Annotated in this window: 26 protein-coding genes; 1 reads left to right on the top strand and 25 read right to left on the bottom strand. The window is 37.0% G+C overall.

What is annotated here, in order from left to right:
- Positions 1 to 47: 47 nt before the first annotated feature.
- The 9 genes from rncS to DPQ31_RS19540 all read right to left on the bottom strand — a co-directional run bounded on the left by rncS (position 48) and on the right by DPQ31_RS19540 (position 8,917).
- A complete protein-coding gene (rncS, locus tag DPQ31_RS19580) occupies positions 48 to 785 on the bottom strand; it encodes a ribonuclease III (protein WP_001146877.1) in 738 nt (245 codons plus the stop codon).
- Positions 786 to 844: 59 nt separating this feature from the next.
- Positions 845 to 1,078, bottom strand: a complete 234-nt coding sequence (acpP, locus tag DPQ31_RS19575; RefSeq protein ID WP_000786062.1) for an acyl carrier protein — start codon at positions 1,076 to 1,078, stop codon at positions 845 to 847.
- Between the two features lie 69 nt (positions 1,079 to 1,147).
- A complete protein-coding gene (gene fabG / locus DPQ31_RS19570; protein ID WP_208730903.1) occupies positions 1,148 to 1,888 on the bottom strand; it encodes a 3-oxoacyl-[acyl-carrier-protein] reductase in 741 nt (246 codons plus the stop codon).
- Positions 1,888 to 2,832, bottom strand: coding sequence for an ACP S-malonyltransferase (gene fabD, locus DPQ31_RS19565; RefSeq protein WP_061529569.1), 945 nt, complete (start codon positions 2,830 to 2,832; stop codon positions 1,888 to 1,890). Before fabD ends, fabG begins: the two co-directional genes overlap by 1 nt.
- A 14-nt stretch (positions 2,833 to 2,846) precedes the next feature.
- Entirely contained in the window at positions 2,847 to 3,839 is a 993-nt protein-coding gene (gene plsX, locus DPQ31_RS19560; RefSeq protein ID WP_000684090.1) for a phosphate acyltransferase PlsX, read from the bottom strand.
- Positions 3,836 to 4,429: a transcription factor FapR gene (fapR, locus tag DPQ31_RS19555; RefSeq protein ID WP_000747351.1), complete on the bottom strand. Its 594-nt coding sequence runs from the start codon at positions 4,427 to 4,429 to the stop codon at positions 3,836 to 3,838. Before fapR ends, plsX begins: the two co-directional genes overlap by 4 nt.
- A gap of 88 nt (positions 4,430 to 4,517) precedes the next feature.
- The gene (recG, locus tag DPQ31_RS19550; RefSeq protein WP_001006879.1) at positions 4,518 to 6,566 is read right to left on the bottom strand and encodes an ATP-dependent DNA helicase RecG; all 2,049 of its coding nucleotides are present in this window, start codon (positions 6,564 to 6,566) and stop codon (positions 4,518 to 4,520) included.
- A gap of 289 nt (positions 6,567 to 6,855) precedes the next feature.
- On the bottom strand, positions 6,856 to 8,532 hold the full coding sequence (locus tag DPQ31_RS19545; RefSeq protein WP_000027119.1) for a DAK2 domain-containing protein: 1,677 nt from the start codon (positions 8,530 to 8,532) through the stop codon (positions 6,856 to 6,858).
- A gap of 22 nt (positions 8,533 to 8,554) precedes the next feature.
- A complete protein-coding gene (locus DPQ31_RS19540) occupies positions 8,555 to 8,917 on the bottom strand; it encodes an Asp23/Gls24 family envelope stress response protein (protein ID WP_000021109.1) in 363 nt (120 codons plus the stop codon).
- A 376-nt stretch (positions 8,918 to 9,293) separates the two neighbouring features.
- Between DPQ31_RS19540 and rpmB the strand changes: the two genes are divergently transcribed.
- Positions 9,294 to 9,482 carry a 50S ribosomal protein L28 gene (gene rpmB, locus DPQ31_RS19535; protein ID WP_000124776.1) on the top strand — a complete coding sequence of 63 codons (189 nt, stop codon included), beginning with the start codon at positions 9,294 to 9,296 and terminating at the stop codon, positions 9,480 to 9,482.
- 73 nt (positions 9,483 to 9,555) lie between these two features.
- On the opposite strand, the gene spoVM is transcribed toward rpmB, so the two are convergent.
- The 16 genes from spoVM to DPQ31_RS19455 form a co-directional block, all read right to left on the bottom strand.
- Positions 9,556 to 9,636, bottom strand: a complete 81-nt coding sequence (spoVM, locus tag DPQ31_RS19530; protein ID WP_001213599.1) for a stage V sporulation protein SpoVM — start codon at positions 9,634 to 9,636, stop codon at positions 9,556 to 9,558.
- Positions 9,637 to 9,702: 66 nt separating this feature from the next.
- Positions 9,703 to 10,383 (bottom strand): thiamine diphosphokinase, encoded by a 681-nt coding sequence (locus DPQ31_RS19525; protein WP_002039429.1) that lies wholly within the window; start codon positions 10,381 to 10,383, stop codon positions 9,703 to 9,705.
- 100 nt (positions 10,384 to 10,483) lie between these two features.
- Positions 10,484 to 11,128 (bottom strand): ribulose-phosphate 3-epimerase, encoded by a 645-nt coding sequence (rpe, locus tag DPQ31_RS19520; RefSeq protein WP_000589965.1) that lies wholly within the window; start codon positions 11,126 to 11,128, stop codon positions 10,484 to 10,486.
- Between the two features lie 2 nt (positions 11,129 to 11,130).
- A complete protein-coding gene (gene rsgA, locus DPQ31_RS19515) occupies positions 11,131 to 12,012 on the bottom strand; it encodes a ribosome small subunit-dependent GTPase A (protein ID WP_001113944.1) in 882 nt (293 codons plus the stop codon).
- A 269-nt stretch (positions 12,013 to 12,281) separates the two neighbouring features.
- Entirely contained in the window at positions 12,282 to 14,255 is a 1,974-nt protein-coding gene (gene prkC / locus DPQ31_RS19510; RefSeq protein WP_000904738.1) for a serine/threonine protein kinase PrkC, read from the bottom strand.
- Positions 14,256 to 14,263: 8 nt separating this feature from the next.
- The gene (locus DPQ31_RS19505; protein WP_000648690.1) at positions 14,264 to 15,016 is read right to left on the bottom strand and encodes a Stp1/IreP family PP2C-type Ser/Thr phosphatase; all 753 of its coding nucleotides are present in this window, start codon (positions 15,014 to 15,016) and stop codon (positions 14,264 to 14,266) included.
- 4 nt (positions 15,017 to 15,020) lie between these two features.
- Entirely contained in the window at positions 15,021 to 16,109 is a 1,089-nt protein-coding gene (gene rlmN / locus DPQ31_RS19500; protein WP_000450536.1) for a dual-specificity RNA methyltransferase RlmN, read from the bottom strand.
- Positions 16,110 to 16,113: 4 nt separating this feature from the next.
- Positions 16,114 to 17,448 (bottom strand): 16S rRNA (cytosine(967)-C(5))-methyltransferase RsmB, encoded by a 1,335-nt coding sequence (gene rsmB / locus DPQ31_RS19495; RefSeq protein WP_098821821.1) that lies wholly within the window; start codon positions 17,446 to 17,448, stop codon positions 16,114 to 16,116.
- The gene (gene fmt, locus DPQ31_RS19490; RefSeq protein WP_000598798.1) at positions 17,445 to 18,389 is read right to left on the bottom strand and encodes a methionyl-tRNA formyltransferase; all 945 of its coding nucleotides are present in this window, start codon (positions 18,387 to 18,389) and stop codon (positions 17,445 to 17,447) included. The genes rsmB and fmt overlap by 4 nt, the downstream gene beginning before the upstream one ends.
- Positions 18,390 to 18,412: 23 nt before the next feature.
- Positions 18,413 to 18,883, bottom strand: a complete 471-nt coding sequence (gene def, locus DPQ31_RS19485) for a peptide deformylase (RefSeq protein WP_000279472.1) — start codon at positions 18,881 to 18,883, stop codon at positions 18,413 to 18,415.
- Between the two features lie 11 nt (positions 18,884 to 18,894).
- Positions 18,895 to 21,300, bottom strand: a complete 2,406-nt coding sequence (gene priA, locus DPQ31_RS19480; protein ID WP_000666740.1) for a primosomal protein N' — start codon at positions 21,298 to 21,300, stop codon at positions 18,895 to 18,897.
- Positions 21,297 to 22,502 (bottom strand): bifunctional phosphopantothenoylcysteine decarboxylase/phosphopantothenate--cysteine ligase CoaBC, encoded by a 1,206-nt coding sequence (coaBC, locus tag DPQ31_RS19475; RefSeq protein WP_000911716.1) that lies wholly within the window; start codon positions 22,500 to 22,502, stop codon positions 21,297 to 21,299. The genes priA and coaBC overlap by 4 nt, the downstream gene beginning before the upstream one ends.
- A 171-nt stretch (positions 22,503 to 22,673) precedes the next feature.
- Entirely contained in the window at positions 22,674 to 22,886 is a 213-nt protein-coding gene (rpoZ, locus tag DPQ31_RS19470) for a DNA-directed RNA polymerase subunit omega (RefSeq protein WP_000933967.1), read from the bottom strand.
- 2 nt (positions 22,887 to 22,888) lie between these two features.
- Positions 22,889 to 23,506, bottom strand: a complete 618-nt coding sequence (gene gmk / locus DPQ31_RS19465; protein ID WP_001257739.1) for a guanylate kinase — start codon at positions 23,504 to 23,506, stop codon at positions 22,889 to 22,891.
- Positions 23,507 to 23,519: 13 nt separating this feature from the next.
- The gene (remA, locus tag DPQ31_RS19460; protein WP_001251456.1) at positions 23,520 to 23,783 is read right to left on the bottom strand and encodes an extracellular matrix/biofilm regulator RemA; all 264 of its coding nucleotides are present in this window, start codon (positions 23,781 to 23,783) and stop codon (positions 23,520 to 23,522) included.
- A gap of 67 nt (positions 23,784 to 23,850) precedes the next feature.
- Complete coding sequence (locus tag DPQ31_RS19455) at positions 23,851 to 24,726, bottom strand: YicC/YloC family endoribonuclease (protein WP_087969798.1); 876 nt, start codon at positions 24,724 to 24,726, stop codon at positions 23,851 to 23,853.
- Positions 24,727 to 24,774 lie beyond the last annotated feature (48 nt).

Below are 24,774 nucleotides of genomic sequence, written 5' to 3'. Positions count from 1 at the left end.
AGTTTCATTCTATGCATAAGGAATCCCCCTATTCAAAGGGGGATTCCTTATAGTTGTTCTTTTAATTTTTTCAATGCTTCTGCAGCAGCTTGTTGCTCTGCTTCTTTTTTCGACTTACCACTACCAAGACCTAACGCTACATTATTTAATGTAACACGTGACACAAATTCTCGATTATGGGCTGGTCCTTTTTCTTGCAAAATTTGATACTCAATGTTGCCACTACCATCACGCTGGATCAATTCTTGCAATTGACTCTTATAATCCATCACATGAGAAAAAGCACCTTCATTAATTTTCGGATACACAATTTCTTTTAAGAATCCCCAAACTGTTTCTAGCCCTTGATCAAGATAAAGGGCACCAATAAACGCTTCAAAGACATCCGCTAATAAAGCTGGTCGTTCACGTCCACCTGTCATTTCTTCACCTTTCCCTAATAAAACAAGGCTTCCAAATGACAGCTCATTTGCAAAACGAACAAGAGATGGCTCACATACAATAGCTGCACGTAGTTTTGTTAACTCTCCTTCGCTCATTGTCGGATATTTTTGAAACAGATACTGCGATACAGTAAGTTCCAATACTGCATCTCCAAGAAATTCGAGACGCTCATTGTCTTCATGCGGTTTTTTTCGATGCTCATTCACATACGATGAATGCGTAAATGCTTGAGTCAATAATTTTTCATCTGTAAACGTAATACCTATCTTTTCTTGAAACACTTTAAACGCTTCACGATATTTTGTTTCGTATTTTTTTTCTCTATATTTTCGGTACGGCATAGGTCCCTCCAGATATAAGCCGAGAAAGCCCCGCTAAATAACGGGACTTCACTTAAGCATTATAGATGACTCTCTATGTAAGTCACAGCATCGCCAACAGTAGCAATCTTTTCAGCATCTTCATCAGAAATTTCCATTTCGAATTCATCTTCTAATTGCATTACAAGTTCTACTACATCTAGGGAGTCTGCGCCTAAATCTTCTTTAAAGCTTGCAGCTGGTACTACTTCAGTTTCTTCTACACCTAAACGATCAACGATGATTTTTGTTACACGCTCTAAAACATCTGCCATTCCATTCACCTCCCCTCAAATATTATATTAAATATTGCCCAAAAAAACTAGATGAAATCGATTCTTTTATTACATTACCATTCCGCCATCAACATTTAACGTTTGTCCTGTAACATATTTGCTTTGATCCGAAGCAAAAAACGTTACAGCATTCGCGATATCTTGCGCATCACCAAACTGTGCAGCCGGAATAACTTTTAACATTTCACCTTTTATATTTTCATCTAATACGTCCGTCATATCAGTTGCAATAAATCCAGGAGCAATTGCATTAACAGTTATATTTCGACTTGCTAATTCTTTTGCTGATGTTTTTGTTAATCCAATTACACCAGCTTTAGCAGCAACATAATTAGCCTGCCCTGGATTTCCTACAACACCAACAACAGAAGCAATATTTATTATTCTACCATGACGTTGGCGCATCATATAACGAGATACTGCTTTTGTACATAAGAATACACCTTTTAAGTTTGTATTAATAACTGTATCCCATTCTTCTTCTTTCATACGCATTAATAAATTATCTTTTGTTACGCCAGCGTTATTTACAAGAATATCGACTTGTCCAAATGTATCTACTGTTTGTTTCACCATATTTGTAACATCTTCAGCATTTGCAACATCTGCTCTTACCGCAATTGCATCTGAACCTAATTTCTTGATTTCATCTACTACTTCATTCGCCTTTTGTTCATTACCAGCATAATTTACTACTACATTTGCCCCTTGTTTCGCTAAATCGATTGCAATCGCGCGACCAATTCCACGTGAAGCACCAGTTACTAATGCTACTTTCCCTTTTAACATCAGTTTTCTCCTCTCAAATTTGAAATGGTATCTTTTAATGTCGCTTCATCATATATGGCATATGCTTTCACTGATGAATCAATCGACTTCATAAGCCCAGCAAGTACTTTTCCAGGTCCAATTTCAATAAATATATCCACACCTTGTTTCACCATAGTTTCAATAGATGGGTACCATAATACAGGTGAATACAGTTGTTCAATTAGCTTCTCTTGAATATCTGCACCACGTGTAATAACATCTGCTGTAACATTTGCTATAACAGGAATATTCGTATCCTGAATTGTAATTTCATCTAACACACTTTGAAACTTCTCAGCAGCCGGCTTCATAAGAGAGGAATGAAATGGTCCACTTACTTTAAGCGGAATTGCTCTTTTAGCACCATTTTCTTTCGCTCTTTGAGAAGCAAGTTCTACCCCTTGATTTGTTCCAGAAATTACAATTTGCTTCGTACTATTCATGTTTGCAATCTGTACTGCATACCCTTCACTTGTTACTTCTTCTGTAACTCGTTTCAGCATATCTGGATCAGCACCTAAAATAGCTGCCATTGCCCCTTCCCCACCAGGAACGGCTTCTTCCATATATTCGCCACGTTTTCTTACAGCATATACAGCATCTTCAAAAGTTATAGCACCAGCTGCCACAAGAGCGCTATATTCACCTAAACTATGTCCTGCTACAAAATCAGGTGTAATGTCATACTCTTTCAAAGCTGTCAAAATAGCAAAACTCGTTGTTAATAATGCAGGTTGTGCATTTGTCGTTAATGTAAGCTTTTCCTGCGGCCCTTCAAAAATCACCTCTGAAAGTGAATCGTGTAACACCTCATCTGCTTTCGCAAACACTTTCGCAACCTCGTTATTATTCTCCGCTAACTGTCTACCCATTCCAACTGCCTGTGAACCTTGGCCCGGAAAAAGAAATGCTATTTTTCCCATTTCAAATCCTCCTCTTATTGAAGCGGCTCCTTCTCCATTACACTTGAAATTGTAGGAATTACTTCTTTCGCTACCATTTCTCTCGTTTGACGAATCGCACTAAATATCGATTGGTCATTTGAAGAACCGTGAGCCTTAATGACAGGAGCTTTCAATCCAAACAATGCCGCTCCTCCATACTCCGAATAATCCATTTTATCTTTTAATACCATAAGTTTTGGTTTTAATACCGCTGCTGCTAATTTGCTCGTAAACGAACTCATTAATTGCTCTTTTAACATAGAGAATAGCGCAAGCGCGGTTCCTTCTAGTGATTTTAGAGCTACGTTCCCTGTAAAACCATCACACACAACAACATCTGCTACACCTTGCAATAAATCTCTTGATTCAACGTTTCCAACAAAATTAATTGGTGCATCTTTGAGCATAGCAAAGACCTGTTTTGAAAGCTCGTTTCCTTTTCCATCCTCTGTTCCAACATTTAAAAGTCCAACACGAGGGTTTTTAATTCCTCTTACCTTCTCTGCGTAAACAGAACCCATCACTGCATATTGATATAAATGAACTGGTTTTGCATCAACGTTTGCTCCAACATCTAACATAACAAAACCTTCTCCATCAACAGTTGGCATTGTCGGTGATAAAGCTGGTCGTTCAATTCCTTCCATACGACCGACAACAAATAATCCTGCTGCCATTAAAGCCCCTGTACTACCTGCTGATATACAAGCATCTGCAATACCATCTTTCACTTGCTGCGCTGCTAGTACCATTGAAGCTTGTTTTTTTCGACGAACCGCCCTTACTGGCTCATCTGTCGATTCAATTTTTTCGTCTGTATGAAGGATAGTAATTCGCTCTTCACTCGTTAAGTATTGACGGATTTCTGCTTCTTTCCCTACTAACGTAATATGTAAATCTGAATATTCCTTAATAGCTTTCATTGCTCCTAATACTACAGCCTTTGGAGCGTGATCTCCGCCCATTGCATCTATTGCGATTTTCATAAGTTGTTACCTTCCTCACTATTATTACTAGATCGATACATTTCAAAAGTGCCTGTAAAAACAAGTTCTTCTCCAACAAAGCTACGCACTTTGACAACCGTCCGTCCTTTATCATTCTCTACATCTTCAACGCGCGCTTTTGCAACTACACGTTCTCCTAATTTTACAGGACGAATGTATCGAATGGTAGACTTTGCAGTTAAAGCTAATTCTTCATCAATAACTGCAACAGCTAGTGAGTTTGCTTGCGCAAACAAATGATGCCCACGAGCAATTTGATTTCTTTTAAATACATGTTCTACCTTTACTTCAAAGATAGATATCGCATGTCTATCTAATTCTATATCGATAATTTCTCCGACAACCTCTTCTAACGGTAAAGATTTCACGTCTTCTTCATGTTGTTTTGTAGCCACATGCTTAATTCGTTCTCTCAATTCAGGAATAGATAACTCCATACGATCCAGACGAACAGTCTGTATGCTCACTTGAAATTTTTCTGCTAAATCTTCATCCGTTATAAAAGGATTCGTTTCTATTGTTTGTTGTAATAATTCTTGTCTTTCTTTTTTACTTCTTCTCTTTTTCATACCGCACCATCCATTTTTATGACTAGGTACTAACAGTAGTATATAATCATTAAAAGTAGAATGCAACAAAAACTTTTGCAGACTACTTTTAATCGAGCTTCTCTCCCTGGAACACACCTGTTCCGTCAAGATAAGTACGCAACGAAGCATACTGATCATTATGCCAAAACGCTTCTGAATCAACTAGTATCGCCGCATCTTGTCTCGCTGTTTCTAACGCCCGATAATCATGTACCATATCAGCAACCTTAAATTCTGGTAGACCACTTTGCTTACTTCCAAAGAAATCCCCAGGACCTCGTAACTCTAAATCTTTTTCTGACAATACAAATCCATCATTTGTTTCAGTCATAATACGCATTCTTTCTTTTCCTGTTTCTGATTTCGGGTCTGCAATTAATAAGCAATATGATTGTTCACTACCACGCCCAACACGCCCCCTGAGCTGATGAAGCTGCGATAAACCGAAACGCTCCGCGTCATAAATAACCATAACAGTCGCATTTGGTACATTCACACCTACTTCAACAACTGTTGTCGAAACAAGAATTTGCACTTTATTTTCACTAAACTGTCCCATTATCTCTTCTTTTTCTTGAGATGATAGTCTCCCATGCATTAATCCAACTTGGCACTTACCTTGATAATGATGAGTCAGCATACTATGTAAATCGATAGCATTTTGTACATCAAGTTTCTCAGACTCTTCAATAAGAGGACAAATAACATATGCCTGTCTTCCTTTTTTTATCTCTTTCTCCACAAAGCCGAGAACACGGTCTAACATATCATGTTTTGCCCAATACGTTTCGATTACCTTTCTACCAGCTGGCATTTCATCGATAATAGAAACGTCCATCTCTCCAAATGCCGTAATAGCTAACGTTCGCGGAATTGGGGTTGCCGTCATAAACAATACATCTGGACTTTCACCTTTCTCACGTAAAACCCGGCGCTGCGCTACACCAAATCGATGCTGTTCATCGGTAATAACGAGACCTAACCTATGAAATATAACTTCATCTTGAATTAAAGCGTGCGTCCCAACAAGGATATCTACTTCTCCCTGCTCTAATCTCGCCAAAATTTCCCGACGTCTCGCACCCTTAACAGAACTCGTTAACAGTTCAACCGTCATACCGAAATGAGAAAACGTCTCCGCAAGCGACTGATAATGTTGTTCGGCTAAAATTTCTGTAGGAACCATTAAAGCACCTTGATAATGAGCTAATTTTGCGGCATAGAGACCAATCGCAGCAACAACTGTTTTCCCAGAACCAACGTCACCTTGCAACAGCCTGTTCATCCGATAAGGAGATGTCATATCCTTTAAAATTTCATCTACAACCCGGCGCTGTGCACCAGTTAACGGAAACGGAAGTGCATCGATAAATTCTTGTAATTCTGTTGACGGGATTTCCTTCTTCGTACCTTTTGAATTTTCTCTCTCCATTTTCCTTAGTGTTTGCATTTTTAGCTGAAATAAGAAAAACTCCTCATATACAAAACGGCGACGAGCTTGCTTTAAATCTTCTTGCCCTACCGGAAAATGCAACGCCCTGAGTGCTTCATAACGTGGTAATAATTTATACCGATTTAACAAACCATCTGGTAGCACTTCGACTATAGAATCTCCATACTCCTTTAGCGCTTGTGCAATAAAACGGCGCATCTGTTTTACTGTAAGCTTTCCTTTCACTGAATATACAGGCTCTACTTCTTGTTGACGAACAACCGGTCCAAAATGAAGCTCTGATACAGCAATTGTTTGACGATGTTGATCCCATTTACCAGTAATCGTTACCGTTTCATCCAAATTTAACTTTTGCTTATAGTAAGGTCTATTAAAACATACAGCCGTTATTAAATAACGACCGACGAGAACACGAACTGTAAGACGTGATTTTTTCTTACCATAGTATTGTAGTAACGGAGCACTATGAACTTTCCCTTCAACTGTTACACGCTCATCATGCTTTACTTCAGCAAGATCTTTCATCGCATAATCTTCATAACGGTACGGAAAATGCTCTAATAGATGAGAAACTGTATAAATTCCCATCTCGTGTAGTAATTCAGATGTTTCTCCTCCGATTCCCTTTACATCTGTAACAGGAACTTGTACAACTTCATTCAAGATTCTCACACTCCGTCACATTATTTTCTTTGTTACACTCTATTTGAGTATCAATTAACATCTGCAATCGCTATCTTTCACCTTATATATTCTATCATAGGCATTCTAAGAGAAACTACTCAAATCCCTTATACACAACAAGTAAAAAAGAGCCTCACTATTAGCAGCAAGGCTCTTTTCTTTATTCCATATGCTAGCCTTTTGAATAAAAACTAGTAATAACGTTCACATTACTACTTCTGATCCATTAGCAAGTAAGTGATCCATTTATTTTCAAAACGAATCTTTTTTATTCTACAGAGAAGATGAAAGAATACACCGGTTGATTCCCAGCATGCACTTCTACTTCAGCATCTTCAAATTTCTCTTCTACAAATGCAACTAACTCAGCTACTTCTTCATCAGTTGCATCTTCACCTTGTAGAATCGTTACGATTTCAGACTCTTCATCAATCAATGCTTCTAATAATTGCTTTGCAGCTCCTACTTTTTCAGCATTTGTTGATACGATTTTTCCATCTGCAATGCACATGAAATCGTCTTTTTGAATTGCTACACCGTCAATTTCCGTATCACGAACAGCATACGTAATTTGACCCGTTTTCACATGAGATAAAGCTTCTTTCATGTTTTCTTCATTTTCTTCTAACGTTCCAACTGGATTAAATGCTAACATTGCAGCCATACCTTGAGGAACTGTTTTTGAACGAATAACAATAACTTCTTGATCAACAACTGACGCTGCTTGTTCTGCTGCCATCACGATGTTTCCGTTATTTGGTAAGATGATGATTTTTTCAGCATTCGCCTCTTCAATCGCCTTCACAATATCCTCCGTACTCGGATTCATCGTTTGGCCACCTTCGATTACTTTCGTTGCACCAATGCTCTCAAATAAAGTTTTAATACCAGATCCCATAGCTACAGTTACGATACCATATGGTTGTTTTTCTTTCGATTGAGTTGTTTGCTCAGGAACCATAGTAGGTTCATCTAATAAAGCGGTATGCTGTTCACGCATATTTTCTACTTTAATCTTAATTAAACTACCATAGCGTTGCCCATAATTCATAGGATCTCCAGGATGTTCCGCATGAATATGAACCTTAACAACCTCATCATCTGATACAACAAGTAGTGAATCTCCGTATACACTAATATCTTCACGGAATTTTTGTTCAGAGAAATTATGTTCCTTCATTTTTTCAGGCTCTAATTTCACCATGAATTCCGTGCAATATCCATACTTTATATCTTCTGTACTCAATTGGCTTTGTACACTACGGTGATGTTCTGCGCGTACCATGTCATTCATAGATGGTTGGGCAGACACATCAGAAGAAATTGTTTCTCCTTTTAAGTCAGCTAAAAATCCTTCATATACAACAACAAGACCTTTACCACCGCTATCTACAACGCCAACTTGTTTTAATACAGGTAATAAATCTGGCGTACGATTTAACGATGCATTGGCTTCTTTCACAACGTCTTCCATAAACAAAACAAAGTCGCGCTGTTTTTTCGCAACTGTCACTGCATATTTACCCGTTTCTCTTGCAACCGTTAAAATCGTTCCTTCAATCGGTTTCATAACCGCTTTGTAAGCCGCTTCTACCCCAGCATCTAAAGCTGCAGCAAAATCAACTGTTGTTAATTCTTCTTTTTGTTCAATGGATTTTGAAAAACCACGGAATAACTGAGATAAAATAACACCAGAGTTACCACGAGCTCCCATTAATAATCCTTTGGCTAAACTTACACCGACTTTACCAGCGTGCTGTGAAGGATTTGCTTTCACTTCACGTGCGCCTGAAGTCATTGATAAGTTCATGTTTGTACCGGTATCGCCATCTGGAACTGGAAATACGTTTAATGCATCAACAAGCTGAACATTATTTGTTAAATTGTTCGCTCCTTGCATGATCATTTGTGATAAACGTTTCCCATCAATTTTTTGAATTGACACAGATTTTCCTCCTTAATGCACATTACAAGTTTATTACTTTAACTCCTTGTACGTAGATGTTTACAGAATCTACTGCTAGTCCTACAGTTTGATCTAATGTATATTTCACTTTCGTCTGCACGTTATGTGCTACTTCTGAAATTTTCGTACCATAGCTCACAATAATATACATATCAATATGTACTTCATCTTCATCTTTACGAACAATAACACCTCTAGTGAAGTTTTCTTTTCGTAAAATGTCTGTTAATCCATCTTTTAACTGATTTTTTGATGCCATACCTACGATACCGTAGCAATCTACCGCGGCACCTCCAGCAATTGTTGCAATTACATCTGTACTAATATCAATTTGACCGTACTTCGTTTTAATTTCAATTGACATCTCGTTTCCCCCTTCATAAATGGTGAAAGTGAGCTAGACTACTTTAGTTACTATCATATAATCTTTTTAAAGAAAATTCCATCGTTCTTTCTTTTCACTCTCATATTTTATGTTTTATACTACACTTTTCTATGATGAGCAAAATAGTCCATTGTTATTATACAACATGTACCACTATAATATGTCAAGCAAATTTTCTTGATTTCAACTTTTCTTCACTTACATATAGTGTCAAGTAATTTTTCTTGATTTCTTTTTTCTACAGTGTTGCATTCTCTTTTTAGTTGTGTTAAATTATAGTAGTGTTTTTAGCATCGCAAAAAAGACTAACATTGAAAAATTACGTATGGTAAGGTGTCAAGGGAGGGAAATATAAATGGCTCGTGTTTGTGCTATCACTGGAAGAAAAGCTCGTTCTGGTAACTCTCGTTCTCACGCAATGAACGCTACAAAACGTAAATGGGGCGCTAACCTTCAAAAAGTTCGCGTACGCATCGACGGTAAAGTTCAACGTGTTTACGTTTCTGCTAGAGCATTAAAATCTGGCAAAATCGAACGTGTTTAATAATAAAAAAAAGAGCCGCTAGGCTCTTTTTTTACTATACCAATGGAAAAAGCACCTATTATCGGTGCTTTTTTTAGTCTTTTTTGAAGGTGTTTAACATCGCACGAACAATTCCACCAAGAAATTTAGGTAACTTAATTGTATAAAATCTCATGGTTTCCCTCCTAATCCCCTTTACTCCACTTGCCCACTATATGATGCAAGGAGCAAAATTGTTTCTTCAATCAGTGCTTCTTATCATCATTAATATGCCAGATGCGAATGAAAAAGTACCTTTTTCCTCAATGAGTTCATTACTAATACAAAGTGTCGATCCCCACTCTATCGTTTTATTAGTAAGAGGGTACTTAAATCCTTGTAGTGTAATACCTTCTACACTTTCAGTAACTGGCACAAATGATACATAGGGGAAATTTTTATTTATTCCAATTGTATATGTACCAACTTTTTTCACCATTATTTCATTTTTATTATCCACAATACACATTTCCACTTTTGCTTCTAAACCCTTTAAAAGCATCTGTATATTTGCTAAACCATGATCCAACCGCCCACCAGTTGCACCAAAAATACGAATTAATTTGGGTTTCTGTTCTAAAGCCCAACTAATTGCAATCTCTAAATCCGTTTGATCTTTTTCTCGTGGAACAATATGTAATTCATCTGTTTGCTGTCCCATCCATACTAATTCTTCTTCAGTTACTGAATCGTAATCTCCGAACGCAACAGATGGAGTAATCCCTCTTTTTAGTAAATGGTACACTCCTCTATCAACCGCCGCCCACACTACTTCTTCATTTTCATATCGAGAAAAATCTGCGCAATATTCTGCAGGGCCTCCTGCTAAAATATGAATAATCATTTTTCCTTCCCCTTCTATTGTAAAAAGGCAATCTGCCATTCGGTAGATTGCCTTTTTACATATTTTTCGCTCTATCCTGTCTAAATAGTGAAGTCTTACTAAACCCGAAACTTCACTAGGATAGGGATCTGTTCATTCATTATCCACGAATGATACGGATCGCTTCACCGCGGTCTTTTTGATTGTATACCGCTGATCCAGCTACAAGTACATTTGCTCCTGCTTCAACACAAAGTCTTGCCGTTTCAGCGTTGACACCACCATCAACTTCAATTTCGACTTCTAGATTTCGCTCTTTAACCATTTCTGCAACTTGTTTAATTTTCGGTAATACAGAATGGATAAATTTCTGTCCACCAAATCCAGGATTCACCGTCATAAGTAATACCATATCTATATCTTCTAACACATGCTCAATCACCGAAACTGGCGTATGTGGATTTAATACAACCCCTGCTTTAATGCCATGAGATTTAATTAACTGAATTGTACGATGTAAATGAGGACACGCCTCTACATGAACAGTAATAATATCCGCTCCGGCTTTCGCGAAAGTTGGGATATAGTTATCAGGATTTTCAATCATTAAATGCACATCTAACGGTAATGATGTAATCGGACGGATCGCTTCTACAATTAATGGCCCAATCGTAATATTCGGTACAAAATGCCCGTCCATTACATCGACATGAATGTAATCAGCTCCGCCTTTTTCTACATCTTTAATTTCTTCCCCTAATTTTGAAAAATCTGCTGATAAGATCGATGGTGCAATTTTAATCATAACTAATACCTCGGCTTTCTCTCTCTAATTTCTTCTACGAATTGTTGGTAATTCTTATAACGATATTCTGTAATCTTTCCTTCTTCAACCGCAGCTTTCACCGCACATTTCGGTTCAGAAAGATGTGTACACCCTCTAAATTTACAGTATTGGCTCGCTTCTTTCAACTCAGGAAAACAATATGTAAGATCTTCTACCTCTATATCTATGAAATCAAGTGAACTAAAACCAGGTGTATCCGCAACAAGTCCACTTCCAACTGCAATTAATTCCACGTGTCTTGTCGTATGTTTTCCGCGTCCTAAATGTGAGGAAATATCATTTGTTTTTAGTTCTAAATCCGGACGTAATACGTTAAGCATCGAAGATTTCCCAACACCTGATTGGCCAGCAACGACAGAAACACAACCTTCTAAAAATGGTTTTAAAATAGCAATACTTTCCGATGTATTTATAGAAGTAAATAATACATCATAACCCATTTCACGATAATCATTTGCATAAGCTTCAACGGTTTCTCGCATCTTTTCATCCACTAAATCCATCTTACTAATACAAATAATCGGCTTAATGTTATGATATTCAATCAGCACTAAAAATCGATCTAACAGTCCAGGATTAAAATCTGGTTCTACTGCAGAGAAAACAAGGATTGCTTGATCCACATTAGCAATAGGAGGCCTAACAAGTTCATTTTTTCGATCAAATACTTCAAGCACGTAGCCTTCCGTTGGGTTATCTGCTTGAAAAACGACTTGGTCTCCTACAAGTGGTGTAATTTTATTTTTTCTAAATACACCACGCCCACGACATTGTGTAATCCCTTCTTCATGTTGTACATAATAAAATCCACTTAAAGCTTTTACAATTTTTCCTTCTGGCATATAATTCTCCTTTATTTTGTATAAAGTGAAGCTGTAATTAAAACGAATAGACTAGAGTTCTTTAAACAATTATTTTAAAACCCACCAATATATAACCAGGTTCATATATTTAATCTCTACCATCAATTCGAAATATTTTTTACAACAATATCACTTGTATAGCTTTTTGAATCATATATTTTTGCCTGTTATACAGTCCACCTTGTAGACAGCATAACAGGCAAGGGTAATGCATTCCATTCTCTATAAAAAGAAAATGGAATTCACTATTATTGAGTTGGATATGGTACTTCCTTATCGATAATCGTTACTCCATCCCGTACGATTTTATAGTGACCCTTTGAGCCTTCTTGAATTACAAATTCTAAAGAAATTGTTGCCGACTCTGAAATCGTTCTAGTTTCAATTGGTCTATCCATCTTTTGTTGCATATCTTCTTTATAAATTTCTATTGTTTGCGGTTTTTTCTCACCTATTATAGAAGACTCATATGGGATAGAAATGTTATCCACCTTCACTGTTTTTGTTACTTTCGGCTTAGGGCCATTCGAGATGATAAGTGTCACTTTATCTCCTTCTTTTAACGGAGTTCCTGGTTTTGGCGATTGCGAAATTACAAGACCTTTATCAACCGTATCTGAATACTCTCGTTTTATATCTGGAGTTAATTTTCTCTCATTCAAATCACCAGTTGCACTATTTTCAGTCCATCTTGAAAAATCACCTGGTCTATTTTGATAAGGACCTTTACTTATCCAAACTTTCAGTTCTTGCTCCGCCTCTACAACCATTTGATCAGGTGTCGGTATTTGTTCTACAATTTCACCTTTTGGTTTATCATTTTCAATATAATTTTCAGTAACCTGTTTATATCTTTCTTCTAACTCGGGTTTTACACTCTCAAAGTTTTGACCTGTAAAATCCTTCATCTTACTTTTCTTTTTTCCACCTGATTGATAGATAGTAATTTTAGAACTTTCCTTCACTACTCTTCCTGCTACAGGATCAGTTTTTATTACATCTCCAGCTTCCACATCATCTGTATATACAATATTAGGTTCTGTCACTTCAAAACCTTTTTCTACCAATTTATTTACAGCTGTCGTATATTTCATACCAGCCACATCAGGAACTTTTACATCTTTCGGAATAAAGAATCCCGGAATAACAGTAAGAGCTAATGTTATTCCAATTGCTAAAAGTAAAAATGTCGTAATTAAAACCTTAATCCATTTATTACTTCGTTTTTTCTTCTTATCTAATTCAGTATGTTCTTTTCTTTTTGGTTCATCCACTTTACTTCCACTTAAAACAATCGTTTCATCAGTTACATTTTCAAATAATTGTTCTTGTTGGATAATTGGAATCGCTTTCGTCGCTTCCATATCTTCTGGTATGTAAAATGGCTGTTCATTAATTCGTTCTGGATATAAAGCCGTTTCAATATCTCGTTTCATCGCATTAGCAGATTGGTATCGATGGAACGGATCTTTAGCAGTTGCCTTTAATATAATATTCTCAACACTTTGCGGAATATTTTCATTCCATCTTCTTGGAGACGGTATTTCACTTTGTAAATGTTTTAAAGCTATTGCAACGGCAGATTCACCAGAAAACGGTTGTCTTCCTGTTAACAATTCGAACATAACAATACCAAGCGAATAAATATCTGATTGTTTATTTGCTATCCCGCCGCGCGCTTGTTCTGGTGATAAATAATGCACCGAACCAAGTACTGAATTTGTATGTGTAATAGTTGTTGCACTTGTAGCTGTCGCAATTCCAAAATCTGTTACTTTTACTACTCCATCAGCTCGAATTAAAATATTGTGCGGTTTTATATCACGATGCACAATTTCAAAATGATGAGCGTGTGCCATGGCGGATGTTAATTGCTCCATAATATCAAGAGCTTCCCCTATAGGTAACATCCCTTGCTCAATTATGTATTGCTTTAATGTTTGTCCAGGTACATACTCCATTACAAGATAATATATACCATCTTCTTCTCCAACATCATACATATTCACAATATTTGGATGCGACAACGTTGTAACAGATTGCGCTTCTCGATGGAAACGTTTAATAAACTCTTCGTTATTGGAATAGTCGAGTCTTAATATTTTCACCGCTACATCTCGGCCGAGTATGTCATCATGAGCTAAATATACATTGGCCATCCCTCCACCGCCAATCATTTTTAGCAGCTTATAACGGTCATTTAAGCGTTTTCCAATCAGCACGTTGCACTTCACCTACTTTCGTTTGTCGAATCCGCATAATCAATAAGAACAAGAGTAATATTATCCTCTCCACCACGATCATTCGCCAATTGAATGAGACTTTGCACCTTAGCTTCGAGCTGTTCATTTAACTGTAAAATTTGTTGCATATCAGTCATAGGGACTTTATTAGACAATCCATCAGAGCAAAGAAGCAATTGATCATCTTCTTCAAGTACCAATGTTTTAACATCTAATCCGACTTTTTCTTCTGTTCCTAGCGCTCTTAACAAAACATTTTTTTTCGGGTGGTATTCTGCATCTTCCTTTGAAATTTCACCATGTCTCACAAGTTCATTTACAAGTGAATGATCTTCCGTTACGAGTGACATTACTCCCTCTGATACCATATAACAACGACTATCTCCTATATGACCTATTGTTACAAAATTAGGCGTACAAATTGCTATGATAATCGTTGTTCCCATACCATCACACTCTACGTGTTGTTTAGAATATTCAAAAATGCGTTCATTAATAATTCCAACACTAGTATGTAACCACTCTTCTACTTTTTTAGGCTCATTCATATTATGCGTTTGCTTCCAATAATCATGGAATAATTGAATGGCCATCGAACTAGCTACATCGCCAGCTCGATGACCTCCCATTCCATCTGCTACTACCGCTAAAATATTTCCATCTAAATTGTGAAAAACTCCTGCACTATCTTCATTATGTTGACGAACTTTCCCTTTATCCGATAGAAACACGGCTTTCATCTCGTCACCTCGTCTCTTCTTTGCGCTCCTTCGCACGCAACTGACCGCAGGCAGCATCAATATCGTGACCTTGTTCACGGCGAATTGTTACATTCACTCCACGATCTTTAAGCGTTTTTTCAAATAAGAAAATTTGCTCACGTGGTGTTCGTACGTAATCACGTTCTGGTACGTAGTTAACCGGAATTAAGTTCACATGACACTTTACACCTTTTAAGAGCGCAGCAAGTTCTTCAGCGTGCTCAACTTGGTCATTTTCTCCTCCAAATAGTCCATATTCAAATGTAATACGACGCCCTGTTCTATTTACATAGTATTTAATAGCTTCCATTAAATCAGGTAGCTTATAAGCACGGTTAATCGGCATTAATTTTGAACGTAATTCTGAATTTGGAGCATGCAATGAAATCGCAAAATTAATTTGTAACTCTTCTTCAGCAAACTTGTAAATTTTCGGAATAATACCACTCGTCGAAACTGTCATATGTCTTGCACCAATATGAAGTCCTTTTTCATGGTTAGTGATGCGTAAAAATCCCATTAAATTATCATAGTTATCAAATGGTTCTCCAATTCCCATAACAACAAGAGAACTTACACGTTCTTCCGTTTCATCAAGCGCGCGTTGCACTTCTACTACTTGCGCTACAATTTCTCCAGCTTCTAGGTTTCGTTTTAACCCGCCAAGTGTAGAAGCACAGAACGTACAGCCAATACGACAACCAACTTGTGTTGTTACACAAATAGAATTTCCGTATTCATGTCGCATTAATACCGTTTCAATAGAATATCCATCATATAACTGGAATAAGAATTTAATCGTTCCATCCGAAGACGTTTGTTTTACTAACGTGTTTAAAGTAGTAATATCAAAGGAATTCGACAATTTATCACGCAATCCTTTAGAAAGGTTTGACATATCCTCATAATTTTTTACACGTTTTTTATATAGCCAGTCAAAAATTTGTCCAGCACGGAACTTCGGTTCTCCTTGTTCCTTTAACCAATCTTGCATTTCATGAAGTTGTAAAGAGTAAATTGATGGTTTTTTCGTTTCTACATTTTTCTTTTGTTTTTTTACAGTCGTTTCCATGATGCTACACCTTCTTCCTTAAACAAGCAATATAAAAGCCATCCGTTGCAAAATAATGCGGTAAAATTTGTACTTGACCTTCATTAATATACGGACTTAATTTTTCTGGCATACGTTCTTTTATCGTAGTATCCCATTCAAATTCAGGATGTTCTTTTAAAAATTTATCTATTACTTGTTCATTTTCTATTTTCTCAATTGTGCACGTACTATAAACAAGACGACCGCCTTGTTTTAATAATGGTGCTATCTTTTCTAATATCGCAAGTTGAATCGTCGATAATCTTTCACTATCGCCTTTATCTTTTCCTAACTTAATATCAGGTTTACGTCTAATTACCCCAAATCCAGAACATGGTGCATCTACTAATATTTTATCAAAAGTTTCATTTGCAAAGTGCTCTTGCACTTTTCTAGCATCTAACGCTTTTGTTTCTACATTTTCTAGACCAAGTCGCTCTGCTTGTTGTTTAATTAAACGCACTTTATGCGCGTGTAAATCAAGCGACATTACTTTACCAGTTCCCTTTAAACGCTCAGCTATATGCGTAGTTTTACCACCAGGAGCAGCACAACTATCAAGAACTGTCTCTCCCTCATTCGGTTCTAAAGCACGTGCAACAAGCATAGAGCTTTCATCTTGAATAGAAAGGAACCCTTTTTTAAACGCTTCTGTATGCGCTACATTCCCTCTTTCAATTTGAATTGCATCATCTGACAAATCGCCAGACTTTGCTTCTATTCCTTCACTTGCCAACAACTCAATTGCTTCTTCTACCGTTACTTTATCAACGTTCACACGTGCTGTAGGTACTGGTGGTAACATGTTTACTTCACACATTTTCTCTGCTGTCTCTAAACCATATTCAGATGCCCAATCTTGTACTAACCAAACTGGGTGACTCGTTGCAATTGCAAGACGTTCCACTGGATCTTTGATTTCATCTAATGAAGGTACACCTTCTCGCTGAATTGAACGCAATACTCCGTTCACCATGCCTGAAATCCCTTTATGCCCACGACGCTTTGCTATTTCAACCGCTTCATGAATAGCCGCTCTTTCTGGCACTCGGTCCAAATATATCATTTGATATAAAGATAAGCGAAGCAATACTCTTACCCACGCCTCAACCTTCTTTTTTAAAAAAGGCTGTAAATAATAATCTAATGTGTCACGACGTTGAATCGTTCCATATACAATTTCAGTTAATAAACCAATATCTTTTCTATCAATTGCATTTTTTTCAATTAGATTATTTAAAAGTAAGTTACTATATGCACCACTTTTTTCTACTTGAATTAAACCATCAAGAGCTAATTCACGAACATTTTGTCTCATGCATTTTCTCCTAACTTCGTGCCAATTTCAGGTTTTGTCCCACGTAAAAATTGTGAACAACTCATACGCTTTTTACCCGACGGTTGCAATTCAGTAATTTTAACACCTGTTTCATTCCCTGTTGCAACAACAAATCCATCTTCTTCAAGACCAACTATTGTACCTGGTTCAGCTTTCGCTTCTAGAGAAACTTTCTCTCCCCACCATACTTTAACAACTTGTTCTGCTAAAGTCGTATATGCAACTGGCCATGGGTTCAATCCGCGAATGTGATTGTATACTTCTTCACCTGTTTTTGTCCAATCAATTTTCTCTTGCTCACGTTTTATATTATATGCGAATGTCACTTCATCTTCATTTTGTTTAATCGGTTCTAACTTACCTTGAATTAATAAAGGTACTGTTTTAGATAGAAGATGTGCACCGGCTTCACTTAACTTATCAAATAACGAGCCCGTCGTTTCACGCTCTTCAATTTCCACTTCTACTTGCGTTAAAATATCACCAGCGTCTAATTTTTCTACCATATACATAATTGTAATTCCTGTTTTTTCTTTACCTTCCATAATTGCATAATGAATCGGTGCACCACCGCGTAGTTCTGGAAGTAAAGAGGCATGGACATTAATACATCCGTACTTTGGCGCTTCTAAAATTTCGTTTGGTACAATCTGACCGAACGCAGCTGTTACAATTAAATCCGCCTCTAATGCTAATACTTTTTCATATTCGTCTTTTTCACGAATTTTCAGTGGTTGTAACACCGGAATACCATGTTTCTCCGCTTCAACTTTAACAGGTGTAGGTGTTAATACTTTTTTTCTACCTACCGGACGATCTGGTTGCGTCACAACACCTACTACATCATAGCCATCTTCGATAAGACGACGAAGCACCGGCACTGAAAAGTCCGGTGTTCCCATAAATACTACTTTAATCATTTAAAAACCGCTCCTTTTAACACCTATTCTAATTCGTTTTCTTCATAATATCTTGTCACTTTCGATGTAAATAGAACACCGTGTAAATGATCGATTTCATGTTGAATTGCACGCGCTAAAAATCCTTCCGCTTCTAATAAAAACACTTTACCTCGGCGATTCTGTGCTCTTACTTTAATATAATCTGCACGTTCCACTTCACCATAAAGTCCCGGGAAGCTTAAACAGCCTTCGGGACCTACTTGTTCACCACGTTTTTCTAATATTGATGGATTGATTAACTCGATTTTCCCAGTATCATCATCGACATCAACAACTGCTACTTGCAAGCTTACCCCTACTTGAGGTGCAGCTAAACCGACTCCGTCCGCCATTAACATTGTTTCATGCATATCTTTCAACAATTTCACTAACTTTTTATCAAAGTTAATTACTCTTTCACATGGTGTTTCTAACACTTCATTTGGATGCTTTACTATTTCTAAAACTGCCATATTTCCCTCCGCTACATTAACATTGTTGGATTAAAATCAATTGAGATTTGTAGCTCTTTTTGCATTTCTGCTTGATAATGTTCATTTACCATTTTGAGCACGTTCTTTAAGTTTGGTTCCCGTTTGTATTTTATCATGCATTGGTAACGATATCTATCTTTTATCCTTGGAATTGCTGAAGCAACTGGCCCTAACACCATCGTTTGCTGCGAACAATGCATTCGTAAATGACCGACAATTTTTTCCGTCACTTGCACTGCCTTTAATAATTCTGGATGAGATACCGTTACAAGTACAACATAGTAATAAGGTGGATATTGTCTTGTTCGTCTCATTTGCATTTCTTGGTCAAAAAACACATCATATTGCTGGTTCTTTGCTAACTCTATACTATAATGTTCTGGCGTATACGTTTGAATTACAACTTCCCCTGGCAATTCATGTCTACCTGCCCGTCCACTTACTTGCGTCAATAATTGATATGTTTTTTCACTCGCCCGAAAATCAGGTAAGTGAAGCATCGTATCTGCAGTTAAAACACCAACGAGCGTTACTTTCGGAAAATCAAGTCCTTTGGCGATCATTTGTGTCCCGAGTAATATATCTGCTTTCTCTTCACCAAATGCCTTTAATAACTTCTCATGCATTCCTTTGCGACTTGTCGTATCTACGTCCATTCGAATGACTCGCGCTTCTGGAAATAGTTTTGTAATTTCTTCTTCTACTTTTTGTGTGCCTGTACCAAAGAAACGAATATATGTACTTTGACAAGCTGGACACGCAGTTGGCATATTCTCCTCATAACTGCAATAATGACATTTTAAACGATGGTTCATTTTATGATACGTCAGCGAAATATCACAATGTGGACATTGTACAACATACCCGCAATCACGACACATCACAAATGTTGAATGACCTCTCCTATTTAAAAAGAGAACCATTTGTTCTTTCTTTTCTAGTCGATCTGCTATTTTTTCATGCAACGCCTTCGAAAACATCGATCGATTCCCGTCGCGAAGTTCTTCACGCATGTCAACAATTTCTACTGTTGGTAAAGCTTGTTCGTTCATACGTTTTTCCATCGTTAATAGTTCATAAACACCTTTTGTCGCTCTTGCAAATGATTCAAGTGTAGGCGTTGCACTTCCAAGAACGATTGGACATTTATGATATTGCCCTCTCCACACCGCTACATCTCTTGCATGATACTTCGGGTTATCTTCTTGCTTATAACTCGATTCATGCTCTTCATCAATAATAATAATCCCTAAATTTTCAAAAGGAGCAAAAATAGCTGAACGGGCACCAACTACCACTTTCACTTCTTTTCTTAAAATCTTACGCCATTCATCATATTTTTCACCAACAGACAGTGCACTATGAAGAACCGCTACTTGCGAGCCAAATCTACCTTTAAAACGATCTACCATTTGAGGCGTTAGCGCAATTTCAGGAACGAGTACAATAGCTTCTTTTTCCTTCTTCAGCACCGCTGCTATAGATTGTAAATATACTTCTGTCTTTCCGCTTCCTGTAACACCATATAGTAAAAATGGATTGTAAGTTTCATTTGTAATTGATGATAAAATAGGTGTAATAACTTGCTTTTGTTCCTCTGTAAGTGGAAATGGTTTCGTTTGTTCAAAATCATCATCGTCATACGGATTCCGGTATACTTCCACATATTTTTCTGAGATTAGCCCCTTTTTAACAAGTGATTTTATTGGAGCATCTGTTATTTGTAGCTCTTCTGTTAACAATTTCAACGGTACACTTTTATAATTTTCCACAAAATAATAAAGTACATCTTGTTGTTTTTTACTTTTCAATTCAAATGCAGCTAATTCTAATTTATCTTCCGGCAACTCTGGCTGAACGACTCTTTGTTTCTTCTTCTGCACTTTATCTTTCACTTGATATACGACTTCCATCGTACCATTTTTAATTTCTTGTTGAATAGCGCGGTATAAATGTGGCTGCGCCTCAATAACTTCCCAATCGATTGCTTCCTTATCCTGAAATAAATACAGTATTGCAGGTGCTACTTCTTCTTGTTTACGAAGTTGTAGACGCTTTTTATACGTTGCTTTTATCGCTGTCGGAAGCATGACTTGAAATGCTGAAATCATATAACATAACGTTTCACTTGTAAGCCAATATCCAAGCTTTAATAATTCATCATTTAAAACCGGTGTTACATCTAATATTTCATGGATTGTCTTTAATTTCTTACTTTCCACGTCAACCGAATCTTTAATCTCAATAATAAAACCTTGCAATTTTCTTGGACCAAATGGAACTACTACACGCATTCCTGTCTGTACAATATCTTCCCATTTTCTAGGGATAATGTAATCAAACGGTCTATCTGTCTGACGGGCAGGTACATCAACAATTACACTTGCAAATTTCATAAACGATCATCTTCTAACATCATTTCAATTTGCTTTAATATTTCGCGAGCTACCTCTTTCTTCGTTAAAAGTGGCAACTCAATAACTTTTCCATCTTTTCTATACATTGTTACAATGTTCGTATCTGTGCCAAATCCAGCTCCTTGCGCTTTTACATCATTCGCAACAATCATATTCGCATTTTTCTCACGTAACTTTTTCGTTGCGTATTCCTCTACGTTTGTCGTTTCAGCAGCAAAACCGATAAGTAACTGTTTACCCTTCTTCTCACCTAGCGTTTTTAAAATATCTACCGTTCTCTCTAATTCAATTACAGCATCACCATTCTGCTTTTTCATTTTATTATCATGAACATATTTCGGGCGATAATCTGCAACAGCTGCTGTTTTGATGACAACATCTACATTTTGATAATGTTGAAGGACTGCTTCTAACATATCCTGCGCTGAATCCACTTGTATCGTTGTTACATGTAGTGGCGGATTTAATGCCGTCGGCCCCGAAACAAGTATGACATCAGCCCCTAAGTTCGCTGCTACTTCTGCAATCGCATACCCCATTTTTCCAGAAGAAAAATTCGTCATAAAACGAACTGGATCAATCTTTTCACGCGTCGGGCCAGCAGTTATTAACATTTTCTTACCTTGTAGTGGTTTTTGTTCCGTGAATGCTTCTTCTAACCGCGCAATAATTGCTTCTGGTTCCTCTAGTCTTCCCTTCGCTACATAACCACACGCTAAAAAGCCTTCCCCAGGCTCAATAAATGTATATCCTAACGTTTTTAACGTCATCATATTTTTTTGAACAATTTTATTTTCGTACATATGCACATTCATAGCAGGTGCAATCCATACTGGAGCTGTAGTAGCTAATAAAGTAGTTGTAATCATATCATCCGCAATACCACCAGCTAACTTCCCGATACAATTGGCTGTAGCAGGTGCAACAAGTACTACATCTGCCCAATCTGCTAAATCGATATGAGCAATAACAGCTGAGTCTTTCTCATCGAATGTATCTGTATATACATCATGACGAGAAAGTGCTTGGAATGTAAGAGGCGTAACAAATTTTATTGCCGACTCACTCATGATCACCTTTACAATAGCACCAGCTTGTGTCAATTTACTAGTTAACGCAGCCGCTTTAAAGACCGCAATGCCTCCTGTTACACATAGGAGTATCTTTTTCCCTTTTAGCATATGGCTCGTCCTCTTTCTTTTTCAAACTTATAATACTGAAACAGGTTTCTCAGCTCTTCAGTACCAATATTTCATCCTATCGTAAAAAAATAACAACCTACTTGTAAATAGGTTGTTACCGTTACATAGAAAATTATAAAGTCTATGTTTTAATTTGTCGAAAATAATATCTTAATCAATTATTTTGCCTTCGCTTGGTACATATTTTAACACTTCTACATCGATTTCTTCTAATGCTTTACCTACACATTTATGAGAAACAGGCTGTTCAATAACACAGTTGTTAGCAAGTTGCATTTCACGTGCACGCTTTGCAGCTACTGTTACAAGTGTATATTTAGAATCGATTTTTGTTAATAATGAATCAATTGATGGATTTAACATAATTATAGACCCTCCGTCATTTCTTTATAATATTTTGCTACTCTTTCGCGGCGGCAATGTTCACCAACCACAATTGCTTTAATTCTATCACAAGCTAATTCAACTTGATCATTTTCTACAACATAGTCGTAAGCGTCCATCATTTCGATTTCTTCTTTCGCTACAGTTAAGCGATTTTCAATAACATCTTCAGTTTCTGTACCACGGCCGACAATTCGGTTTTTTAGCTCAGATAAACTTGGGGGTGCTAAGAAAATAAATACACCTTCTGGGAAAGCTTTCTTAACTTGAATTGCTCCTTGCACTTCAATTTCTAAGAATACATCTTTTCCTTCTTGTAATGTTTTTTCAACATAGTCAATCGGTGTTCCGTAATAATTACCTACGAACTCAGCCCACTCAAGTAATTTTTCATTACGAATCATTTCCTCAAATTCTTCTCTCTCTTTAAAGAAATAATCCACACCATCTACTTCACCTTCACGCGGCTTACGTGTCGTTACTGAAATAGAGTATTGAAAACGTGTATCCTCATGGCTAAACAGCTCTTTTCGAACCGTTCCTTTACCAACCCCAGAAGGTCCTGAAAGAACGATGAGCAATCCTCTTCTACTTCTCATAAATATGTAAAACCTACCCTTCCTCACTTAAATCTTCTTTATTATTCAAACGATGTGCAATCGTCTCTGGCTGAATTGGACTTAATACAACATGCCCATCATCCATAACAATAACCGCCCTTGTTTTTCTCCCATACGTAGCATCTAGTAAAGCATTATGTTCACGTGCTTCCTGTACTGTTCGTTTAATAGGAGCTGACTCCGGACTTACAATAGCAATAATTCGATGAGCAGATACAATATTTCCGTATCCAATATTTAAAAACCGCATGGCCATAGTTTGCGCCTCCTAGTAAGTCTATCCGATTTCTCCACCACGTATAACTTTATATATTTTTTGAAAGCTACTCAATATTTTGTACTTGTTCACGAATTTTTTCAAGGTTATTTTTCATTTCTACAACATATTTTGAAATTGTTAAGTCATTTGCCTTCGAACCAATCGTATTAATTTCTCGATGCATCTCTTGCACGATGAAGTCCATTTTTCTTCCAACAGGCTCTTCAATCTGCAGTGTTTCACGAAATTGTTCTAAATGACTTTGTAAACGAACTAACTCTTCATGAATATCACAACGCTCTGCAAACATCGCGACTTCTGTTAGCAATCTTTGTTCGTCTAGATCTTGATTATGTAATTCCTTTAAGCGATTTTCTAATCGTTCACGATATTTTTGTGTAACAATCGGTGCATGTGGAATAATTGCATTTACACAATTGTGAATCTCTTGTAAACGATACGACATATCTTTATGTAATCGTTCTCCTTCGCCATCTCTCATCGTTTTCAACATATGAGCAGCTTGGCGAACAGCCTCATATAAACTATTCTCAAATTGTTCATTTACGTTTTCTATTTCTTCAATTGCCGTTACTTCTGGCATTGCCATTAATTGCCCAAGTGTAATAGAATCTTGCAATTGAAATTTTCCTTTTATATCTTCCATCATCGATTGGTACTGCTTGAGAAGCGACCAATTCACACTTAATTTTCTTTCAACAAGCCCTTCACCCGTTATACTAATAGACACTTCAATGCGCCCACGTCGAACTTGCTGTGCGATTATTTTACGAATTTTGTCTTCAAATACCATCATTTGCTTCGGAAGTCGAATACTCATCTCAAGAAAACGGTGGTTCACCGATTTCATTTCTACTGTAATCTGAAAAGTATCACTTTCTACTTTCGACCTTCCAAACCCTGTCATACTAGAAATCATTTTTATCACATCCAAGCCATGAAATAACTCAATGAAAAAGGTAATAGA

It is taken from the genome of Bacillus sp. COPE52, assembly GCF_003355115.1.
In the GTDB taxonomy this organism is placed as follows: Bacteria; Bacillota; Bacilli; order Bacillales; family Bacillaceae_G; genus Bacillus_A; species Bacillus_A toyonensis.
The sequence above is the reverse complement of the archived record's forward strand: the minus strand, read 5'-3'. Positions and strand labels throughout refer to the sequence as shown.